4 protein-coding genes are annotated in these 10,867 nt (G+C 45.9%); 1 reads left to right on the forward strand and 3 read right to left on the reverse strand.

All coding sequences use genetic code 11. The annotated features are described in order from the left end of the window. The first annotated feature begins 43 nt into the window (after positions 1-43). Positions 44-3,406: a S8 family serine peptidase gene (locus tag NXH67_RS15650; RefSeq protein ID WP_272797980.1), complete on the forward strand. Its 3,363-nt coding sequence runs from the start codon at positions 44-46 to the stop codon at positions 3,404-3,406. Positions 3,407-3,466: 60 nt separating this feature from the next. Here the strand turns inward: NXH67_RS15650 and NXH67_RS15655 are convergent, their stop codons facing one another. The 3 genes from NXH67_RS15655 to NXH67_RS15665 form a co-directional block, all read right to left on the reverse strand. Then, positions 3,467-5,119 carry a hypothetical protein gene (locus tag NXH67_RS15655; protein ID WP_272797981.1) on the reverse strand — a complete coding sequence of 551 codons (1,653 nt, stop codon included), beginning with the start codon at positions 5,117-5,119 and terminating at the stop codon, positions 3,467-3,469. A 16-nt stretch (positions 5,120-5,135) separates the two neighbouring features. Next, positions 5,136-6,833, reverse strand: a complete 1,698-nt coding sequence (locus tag NXH67_RS15660; RefSeq protein WP_272797982.1) for an LTA synthase family protein — start codon at positions 6,831-6,833, stop codon at positions 5,136-5,138. Positions 6,834-6,990: 157 nt separating this feature from the next. Beyond that, complete coding sequence (locus tag NXH67_RS15665) at positions 6,991-10,812, reverse strand: S8 family serine peptidase (protein WP_272797983.1); 3,822 nt, start codon at positions 10,810-10,812, stop codon at positions 6,991-6,993. Between the last annotated feature and the right edge of the window lie 55 nt (positions 10,813-10,867).

The following is a 10,867-nucleotide window of genomic DNA, read 5'->3' on the forward strand; positions in this document are numbered from 1 at the left end:
ACTTAAATAACATTAATTTAAGGCAGAAAAAGGGGAAATGAAAATGTATGAAAAAAAGTTTAAACAGCTGATCGCTGCTGTTCTGGCGGCTTCGCTGGTAATGGGTCAGGCTCCCGTTGTCCGCGCAGCCTCAGATAATGAAGAGGAATTCATCTTCATAGATGACAGCAGTGAGCTCGACCTGTCGGAAACCGACGATGTTGAGATCGAAGTCTCCGACGAAACATCCAAAGAACTATCTGATGAAGTATCTGAAGAAGTATCCGATGACGCATCTGACGAAACATCTATTGAAGCATCCGATACAGAATCCAATGAAGAGGCTGCCGAAATCACAGGCGAATACGAGCTTATCGAAGAGGTAGAGGATACACAGGATCTGACAGTCAACTCAGAATCAGAGAGTCTTAGCGCACTTCCTACCGGAATCGCAGGTATGCCTGAGGGTTACAAGCTTACCTCCGAGGAGAAGAAGTTCAAGCAGGAGCTGTCCGGAAAAGAAGACGTTTATGAAGAGTTCAAGACCCTGGAGGAAGGCGTAGACTACATCTCTGATGAGGTAATATGCGTAACCGACTCCGAGGAACACGCCAAAGAGATTGCAGCCGCCTACTCCGGAGAACTTGAGAGCTACGAATACGGAGTTGCCGTTATCAACCTCTCAGGCAGCACGGTTGATGTATCAACCGCCTACAGCCTTGCCTTTGAAGACGGCCTCAATCTTCCTGCTGTAGAGCCTAATTACATCTATCACCTCATTGGACCTACAGGTTCAGATGCAGATGAAGTTATTAACAGGGGCGCAGTTGCCCCTGATAATGAGAGTCCTTGCGAAGAAGAGAATAATGCAGAAGAAAATGCTGAGTTTGAAGCAACCGGTTCCTGGAGTGATATTTACAAGAACACCATAAACGGAATTAGCTTCAACGATCCTTTCCTTGATCCCGCTAATCACTATTATCAGTGGCATCACGATATGATAGGCACCTATGAAGCCTGGAAGATCACCACAGGCGGCAGCTATAACGTAACGGTTGCTGTAATCGACAGCGGTGTCCAGAGTAATCACCCTGAATTAAGCGGCAGAGTCAAGACAAGATCCGGTGACACCACAGACGACAACGGTCACGGCACCCATGTTGCGGGAATCATCGCAGGTGCTGCAGGTAACGGCCTCGGCGGTTCAGGTATTGCCCCCAAGGCAAATATCCTCGCTGTTAAAGTCCTGGATAAGAGCGGCTCAGCCATCTCCAGCAGTGCAGTTCTCGAAGGCATCAGATATGTTGCTGCAATCAAAAATGATGACAGCCTGGGTACTCCTCTTGCAGATATCGCCAACTTAAGTCTTGGCGGTGCATCCTACAACCAGGCGCTGCAGGACTCCATCAATCTTGCAGTCATAAACGGAGTAACAATAATCGCAGCTATGGGTAATGACCGCGCCAATCACAAGGTCTATCCCGCAGGATACGATAACGTCATTGCCGTAGGCGCTGTTAACGAAACCGGAGAAAGAACCAGCTTCTCCGACTATGGTTCCTGGCAGGATATCGCAGCTCCCGGAACAGACATCGTATCTTCTTATCCCACAAGTCTGACCCCCAGCCGCTACGGCACAGGCAGTCAGAAGGGCTATGAAGTAATGGACGGAACTTCACAGGCAACTCCTGTTGTTGCAGGCGCCTGCGCACTGTACATGAGCTACGTTGGTCATGTTTCCCCTGAGGCTATGCAGAAGGCTCTTAAGAGCACCTCCAATAAGGGCATCTTAAATGTAGCCAAGCTCCTTGCCTCAGCCAAGCCCCATGCTCCTTTAAACTACAAGAACATTGTTACCGGTGTACAGCTTAACCCTTCCAGCGAAAATGTAGGCTACAAGATAACAAGGAAAAATAACTCGGTTTCTTCCGCAACAATATATCTTGGCAAAGCACTTACAAACATCGCCTTTAGCGCCAAGCAGTCTACATCAAGTGGTACAGCTCCCGCACCTTACTGGTCCACCAGTAATCCCAAGGTAGCTTCCATCAAAGCAAACGGCTCTTCAGTTACAGTTACCGCAGCTTCCAAGGGTAAAGCTACAATTACTTGTGCAGCCACAGACGGCTCAGGCAAAAAAGCTTCCGTGACCATTACCGTAGCTCAGGGTGTTACCGATGTTCAGCTGTCCGGTCCTGCCAGCAATGTAACAGCAGGCTCCAAGGTTACTTACAAAGCAGCAGTTTATCCCAAGAATGCCAATTTCAAGACAGTAACCTACAAGCTTGACAAGAAATACACCGACATTTCCATCAATGAAAAAAGCGGACAGGTAACCCTTGGCAAAAACGCAAAGGGAAGCTTTACAGTAGTCGCTGCATCAACAGACCCCAGCGGAGCTCACGATGAAATGACCGTTACAATAGGCAGCAAGGAAAAAGCCTCTCTGGTCACCATTGCACCGCCTGTAACTACTACCCTTGCCTCAGCAGCCAAAGGCTCTCTTGTAAATAGCGTCACACTTAAGGCCGAAGCCGTAACACCATCAGGAACCAAGGTCAGCGACCTCATCTGGAAATCCTCCAATGACAGCGTTGCATCCCTTTCCAAGAACAGAGGCGGCTCCGTAACCCTCACAGCTCATAAGAGCGGCAAGGTAACAATAACAGCTACAGCAAACGACGGTTCCAAGAAGAAAGCTTCCGTAACCTTCAAGGTTATCAACCCTGTTGCCAGCATCCACCTGGTCGCCAAGAACGGACAGTCAAATCGCTCCATTGCAACAGGCGCCAGCATAACCCTGAACCCCGTTATCGGCTCCACCTACGGAACACCTTCCAACAAAAAGGTTAACTGGACCTACGAGATATATGGTCTTTCAGGCTCAACCTTAAAGCCCCTGAGCGCAAAAGCAAAGCAGTACTGTGAAGAAAACAATGCACTCTTCAGAGTAGATAAAAAAGGTAAGGTAACCGCAGATGAGCAGGGACTGTTTGATTACCACAAATCAGAGCTTGCCAAATTAGGTACAAACTACGAAGATTATGCAGTCAAGGTAACTGCCACAGCAGCAGACGAATCAGGGACCTATGATACAAGAATCTTGAAGATAGTTAACCGCAACCCATATATCAAATTCGTCAAGTACGAAAGCAGTGGCATTATGTACTATTACAAATCCTATGGCGGTTATGAAGGTGACAGCGTTTTCTTCCTGCTCGATGCTGAGTATTATGAACTTGCAGTAGAGAACAGCAACCCGGCTGTAGCAGATGGCTATGTAACCTCTCTTAAACTAGACGGTAAAACATATTCAGGTCTGTACATCAACTTGAAGTCCAAGGGCTCCTGCAAGATCAAAGTAAAGACCATGGACGGCTCCGGTGTCAGCGGAACACTTCCGATCAAGGTATATAAATATTTCTAAGCGGCAAACAAATAAGCCTCCCACCAAGCACATGGTGGAAGGCTTATTTTTATCCGGTATTTATTTGAATCTGTAAACCTTAACCTTGGAATCAAGTCCAAAGTCATGGACGACTTCCGCTTCGACATATTGCCCGAAATGCTCTGCAAAATAGGTCTTAAGATACTCTATCTGGGCCCCGTCTTCTCTTCCGATGTAATACACATTTTCCTCCAGCAGGCTCAAATATGGCCTTCTGACATTCGCCACACCGGCAGTTTCAAGTTTGACGAAATCCCTTGGAGATGCGGTATCAAAATCCGACATGGTTACAAGATTGGGATACAGCTGATATCTCGACTCGGAAACTATAGGAGAAACGCTCTCCGTCATACAATCCACAACAGAATTATCCATCAAAAAGGTCTGCCCCGCATGGGCTGCAATATACTCTCCGTAAGCCTCCGACCTCTCCGCACCGTTTCTTAGCTCCGCTACCCCTGTAATATTCCAGAAAAGAATCAGACCAAACGCCGCAGCAGCAACTACATACCTTGCCTTGTTCCCCTTTTGCACGAAAAGGATCAGCTCTATGATAATAAAAACTATAAAGGGCATAAAAACATGAGGATATATCCTCTGTCTTACGGACAGACCTACCATAATAATTGCAAAAGGCGCCATGATAAATACCGCTTTTACAATATTAACAAGGTCCTCCTTCTTGTCCTTACGTATCGAAGCAATCACCGCCGCAGCCAATAATAAAAACGCGATCCACACTGCAGGCGTACCTATCATATCCCTGATTATCCGCTTGATACTCATGTTATAATGCTGATTCATCGGTATATTGGACAGCACATAGGACATGTTCTCTGAGGAAAAAACAGCAAGATCGTCGAAGCACCAGTGATTAAGCATATCCACGTCATTGCTGCTGTAACAGACGCTGCCAAATAACGTCTTGTACCTGTCGTAGTCCACATCAGGGAAATCACGAAATCCCACGCTGTAGCCATACCAGGTCATATATTCCGCACCCTCAGCCGAAAAACGGCACAGCACCATATTCATACCATAATTGATCCCAATTACCAGAATAAGAAAAACGGCTGATATAATAAGCGGCTTAAGTGCAGCTCTGTCTTTATAAGGAAAAGCAAATGCCAGGACGCACAGAAGCGCAAATGCGCACAGCGGATACCTTAGCGAACCTGCAAAAACAAGGGACACGACGATCATCGCTATCGCAGCTCTGTCTTTTCCCCCATGCTTCCCAAGAGCATAGGCCAGAAGAAGCCCGCTCCCTGCCAGCATTATGGTCACAAGGCTGTAATTGATATTGATGAGCATGTAGGCATACACAAGCCAGCCTACAACATAGCTGTACCACTCAGCTTCGTAATATCTCAGCGTCCAAAAAAAGTTGTTGGAAGCAAGGAAAAGCAACAGCACAAGCGTGCATACATACACCCTGCCCCCCGGAATCACCACCGAAAGCGCAGTCTCGATAAATCCAAACAGTGGCCCTATAGTGGCATAGATAAGATGCGATATGTCCCTGCCAAAGCCCCCTGCCATGGAATAAGCTATGGCATATTCATCGCCGTTGACGAAATTAACCTTTACTACAAATAACAAAATTAGGGTTATAACAAGCAGCACGACCTCATTAAAGATCATGCTGCCAAATATATTACTATCGGTTTGTGCTGTAGTTTTTCTCCCCATACCGGTCCTTCTGCGGTTATTTCTGAAGTCTCCCCGCAAGATTCTGTTCATAGAAGAGCGAGCGCTGAAGAAGCTGCGTGCTCATCTCCTGATATCCGTATTTCTCAATAAGCGTGGGCTTGTCGGAAAAAAGGTTGGTTCCAAGTCCCAGTCTGTCTCCCTGAATGGTGGCACCGATGGAAGCAAGGGTTGTGGGATACATATCAAAGGTGGTGTAAACCCTGGGACGCTCTACGCAGTCCTTGGCAGGGTTGATCACTGCAATATATGATTTCCTCTCATATTCATCGGATATTCCCATTTTGCTGATATACTCAGTGTCCATTGTAGGATGATCGCCTGCAATTATCACTGTCGTGTTCTCATAAAAGTCCTGCTGTTTGATCCACTCAAGGAAATCCGAGAGTTGCTTGCTGGCGCAGGCATATACATTGCTGTACTGCTCATCATATTTGTCGCCGCAGAGCTGGCATACATAGCCTCCGGTAAAATGCGTATCTACCGTAAGAAGTGTCAGGTTGAAGGGCTCGTCTGCAGCCGCAAGCTTCGTCACCTCATCTCTTGCATACTCATAGAGCTTGGCGTCCTCAAAGCCCCACCATCTGTAGTAGTCCTCAGGGATGTAGCCTCTTTCGACAGCAGTGTCATAATCAAAGATCTCGTAATTTCCGTGATTGGTAAAGAATACGTCTCTTCCGGAAAAGCCTGCCTTAGAGCCGATCATAAGCATATTTTTGTAGCCGTTCTCCTCAAGGACCTGGCCCAGGGACCAGACACCGGGCAGATAGTCAGTTACGTACTCATCCTTCTCCCAGACATTGTTTCTGATATGGTTGTCAAAAAAGTCCTCGCTGACTCCAACGCCCGAAGTCATGGCAGCCATGGCTCCCATGGTGTAAGTTGCTCCGTTAAGGGCATAGGCTCCGTTAAGTGCACTGCCCTCTCCAAAGTCCATGTTCTCCTGCGCAATAGCGGTAAGCTCCGGAATGATGTCTTCCTGTGTAGCTCCGCCGTTCTCTATGCCTGCGAAGGTGGGCTCCATTGACTCAAGATAGATGTAGATCAGATTTCTCTTTTCCTTGAAGGTTATATCGACCTTGCCAGCATCAACATAGTTGTCCTCGATGAAGGGTGAGTATTTACCGATATTTCTGAGGTACTCTCCCACCATGAGATGCTTGTAATGCATGCCGGACACGATACAGAAGCCTGCAAAAAACACGGTGAAACACCACAATACAAATCGGGACTGCTTATTCCTTTTCTTAGCCAGTCTGAACAGACCAAAGTATGCGACAATTATCAGAATAAGCGCAATTACGCCTCGTATGATATCCCCGTAAAACGTGGAAATATTGGTTCCCGTAATGTCAGCGTGCATCAGCCATGCCAGCTCACTCAGATTGATGGTGGAGAACTTGAAATACAGTATAAAAAAGCCTATCAGAAGCCCTGTTGTCAGTATTATCTCCGCAAATCCCAGAATCAGGAACAGCTTGTTAAGCTTTGGTTTCCTGTCAGTTGGTGGCGTCCTGAACCATAAGACGGTATTGGCAACCAAAAGAACTCCTATGCCAATAAGATAGTACCAGTTGAACTGCTCAAACTTATCATTTAGCTTAATGGACAATGCGATCCAGGCAAGTCCCAATAAAACTATAAATAAATGTGTTCCCATAAGAAAACGGGAATCCTGTAATTTCTTTTTTAACATTACTTCTCTCTCCAATATAGAATGTCATATTCTGCGAATATGCACTCCCAATATAATACTATACCGAGGGATATAATTCAAAACTATAAAAAACTCCCATCAGTAGCGGTGTACTGATGAGAGCCTTATTTTTAAAAAACAAGATAAACCGAATATGCTATTCAACAACTTTTATCTTAAGTGCACGCTTGAATCCGGAACCATCTCTCAAAGTCATGATTATATTGGATTCACCTATTTTATAGGGATAAATAACAAGTCCGGTGATGCCTGAGCTGCTGTGTAATCCGCTGTAAGCTGAAGCAACCGCAGTATTGCTGCTTACGGTAGTCATTGCGCTTTTTATCGTAGATGCCACATCCGAATCAAATTTTACATCCACAATAATCGGATTGTATTTTTTGTCAGACAGGCTGACCACTATTGTATCGGTCTTGTTCTCATTGAGAGTATACTCAGTTTTGTTGTTAACAGTCTTAGGTATATATTGATAAAAATCGATATAGGTTCCGTTATCTATTGCTCTTATAACGGAGGATTCCTTATAGAATCCCGAGCCGTCGGCTGTACTTACACTTATCTTAAGTCCGAAATCCTTGTAGATTGCAGAACCTTTGCTGTCATAGCCATACTTCCTGATGCAGGTTTCAAACTTTTCCTTTTTGTTAACCTTTATTTTACCCTTGTTAAACTCAAAGAAACTCTTGGTCTTTTTAATCTCTTCCAAAAGTTGTGGATCGGTTGTGCTTAGCATATCATAGCCACTGTCAACCCTGTAGGCAACTATATCGTAGTCCCAGATCACCTTGGAATTATCAGGCTTGCCATAAGCCTTGCCAATAGTAGCCAGAGCCTGTGCTGAGCCTCCATAGGCCAGGTTGGTTCTGAGGTTATCCTTAAGTGTCAGCGTAAGCCCCGACACAGGGATCACAACGCTGAACTTGAGCTTCGCGCTCTTTTTGCTGCCATCTGTCGCACTGCAGGTTATGGTAACCTTGCCCTTCTTATGAGCCCTGATTATTGCCTCTGACCTACCGGTTGCGCTGTCATAGCTTACATTCTCTATACTTGCAACTTTTTGATTGGAAGAGCTGAAATTTACCTTACCCGAAATCTTACTTCCCGGCACAACGGCATATCCAACCAAGGTAACAGTACTCTTATACTTACCCACATCCGCAGGAGCCAGCACTGAGGAATCTCCGGAGCCGCTGACACTCTTGGTATTGAGATATACGCTCTCAGCTCTCGGGCTTATCATAAAGGTGGTTTCGCCTGTGATGCTGCCATCATCTTCTGAGGTTGCTCTTACACATATTTCTCCTGAAAAAACAGCATTCTTAGCTACACTAACAACTCCGCCTGAGCTTATGGTCACACCGGTTATAGAGCTTAATCTGCCGTTTCCGGGATCCTCCCCTGCTTCCCACTTAACCTTCTTATTATTTGCATCGGAGGGTTTGACCGTAGCCTTGTAAGTAGCCTTGGTCCCCGCCTGAATATATGCCTGTCCCGTCACCTCAATTCCCGTAACGATCTGTTTAACCGTAATATATACAGAGGTGCTCTTTCCTGAGCCGTCCGATGCAGTCGCTGTTATCTTGGCTGTTCCCTTTGCCAGCGCCGTAAGCAGTATGGACTTACCTGAATCATCGGCATAATCCATTCTGACTACTTTGGAATTACTGTTTTTAAAGACAGGAGCCTTGATAAAGTCTTCGAAATCGCCGTCTTTGGTGGACTGCTCAGCGTTAAGGACTATTGCAGAGCTCTTTTCATCCTCGACAATTATCAGTTCCTCGTCATCATCTATAAGAAGTTCTGAGCCCGGCGCATCCCTAAACAAAGTAGCTGCAGTAACTTTGCCGACGGCATCAGTCTTTACATAGGAACTTGCGTTGTAACACTTAAGGCTAATTTCGGTGACAGCCTTGTCACCTACAACCTTGACCTTACAAACAGCTTTTTTGGATGATTTATCCATAACCTGACAGGTTATGGTGGCAGTTCCTGTACTTACAGGTACAATAGTAACGGATGTAAGGCCATAGCCCCCGGTACTTCCGGATATCCTGGCCACCTTTTCATCGGAGCTGCTCCATTTTAGCTCAGTGTAACCTGTTCTTCCCAGCTCTGTAAGATCTTGATTCTCTGTATTAACCAGCTTGCTGACGTTAATATTCGCAATCTCCGAAACGCCTGCTGCCGGAGATGATAATGTCACGTAGGTCTTATCAAGAATTATGGTCTTGATTGGAAGATTGGCAGAAACAGGCGAAGGAGTAGTTGCTTTTACTCCCAGCATAGCGGCCACATTGACAACACCTGCACCTGAATCAGGCTGAAGAGCCTTGGTTGCAGAACTCTTCAGTGCCTTTTCCATAGCATCGGGACTCACATGCCCTTTATAGCTCATATATAGAGCGCAGGCTCCCGCTATGATGGGGGATGCCATAGAAGTTCCATCTTTGGATTCATATCTGTCAGTTCCGGACCAGGATGTGGAATAAATACCTGAGCCCGGAGAAGAAATATCAGCCCAGGAGCCAAAGTCTGAGAATTCGGCCAGAGTATTGTCCTTCTTGGTGGCACAAACACCTATCACATGATCATATCTGGCGGGATATTTAACCAGATTGGATCCGTCGTTTCCCATAGCTGCAACGATAGTAACTCCCTGAGCATAGGCTGCATTAACTGCCGCCTCCATAGCTGCGCTGTAGGTATTGGAACCTATACTCATGTTAATGATGTCCGCACGTCTGCCTTTGTAATAAGTAACCTTGCCCTCTGTGGTGTTAACATCTACGGCTCCGGCCACATATTGAATAGCCTTTATCATATAATCCACAACGGGGCTCCCCGGTTTTGTAGGCTTGCACACATTTATCGGAAGAATCTTTGCGCCGGGTGCAACGCCTGAGCCTCCCTTGCCGTTTCCGATGGAAGCTGCAATAAGTCCCGCCACATGGGTTCCGTGTCCATAACCGTCATCATTGCTGTCATTCATGCCGATAGCAGCTGTATCACTGTTAACCTGCTCATAATTATCAACTATAGCGTCTTTAAGATCGTCATGATCTGTCTTAACACCGGAATCAATTACTGCAACTGTTATGTCACTGCTGCCAAGGCTCACATTCCAGGCATCAAAACATCCCATAACCTCATGATGCCACTGATAGTTTCCGGCCGCGGGATTAAGCAGGGGATCGTTATGTCCCTCAATATAATACTGATCATTCCAATTGGTAAAATCAGCATAGTCCTCGTCTTCGCCGGTTTCTTCATAATCGTCAAAGGAAAGAAGATAATCAGGCTCTACAGCCGGAACACTTACATCAGGATTAATTCCGTACTGAAAGGCCTCAACTACGGTAAGTTCACAGTCCTTGAGACTTATGGTCGCAACTCCGTAGGAAAAATCAATCAACTCTCCGCCATAGGCTCTGGCAATAAGCTCTGCTTCTTCATTGCCTGAGGCAAGTGCGATGATCTGATCCTCCACGTAATCCTCGCCCTCTTCCATCTCCAGAAGATCTGCGAGGACATCATTTTGGACAAGTGAATTCTTTACTTCAATATCTTCCTCAGTAAGTATGATTTCCTCTGCTGCTTCCAGCTCAGCCTCGCCAAGCTTATCAAGGATTTCTTCTTCGAGGATCATTTCCTGATCATCTAAGATCACAGAGCCGTTTTCTTCCGTGTCCTCCGCTTCCTCAAGAATTATTACTTTCTCTTCCTGTGATACTCCTATTTCATCGTCCCAAGATATATTCGCATCATCAGATGCTTCTTCGTAGATTTCACTCTCTTCCTCCGAAGATACTGCCTCTTCAAGCAATATCTGTTCTTCCTCAATAGACATATCAAAAGCAGCCTGCGAGGATGCGCAGGCTGTTTGAGTACTGTTTATGATAATAACTGCAGCAATAATACAAGATAAAACCTTAGCTGCCTTTACCCCATTGCTTCTCAAACGTATGACTCCTTTTCATAATTTTTCCTCTACTGCATTTTAATTATAAACGAGT

This window comes from Butyrivibrio sp. DSM 10294, from assembly GCF_028539135.1.
Lineage (GTDB): Bacteria > Bacillota > Clostridia > Lachnospirales > Lachnospiraceae > Butyrivibrio.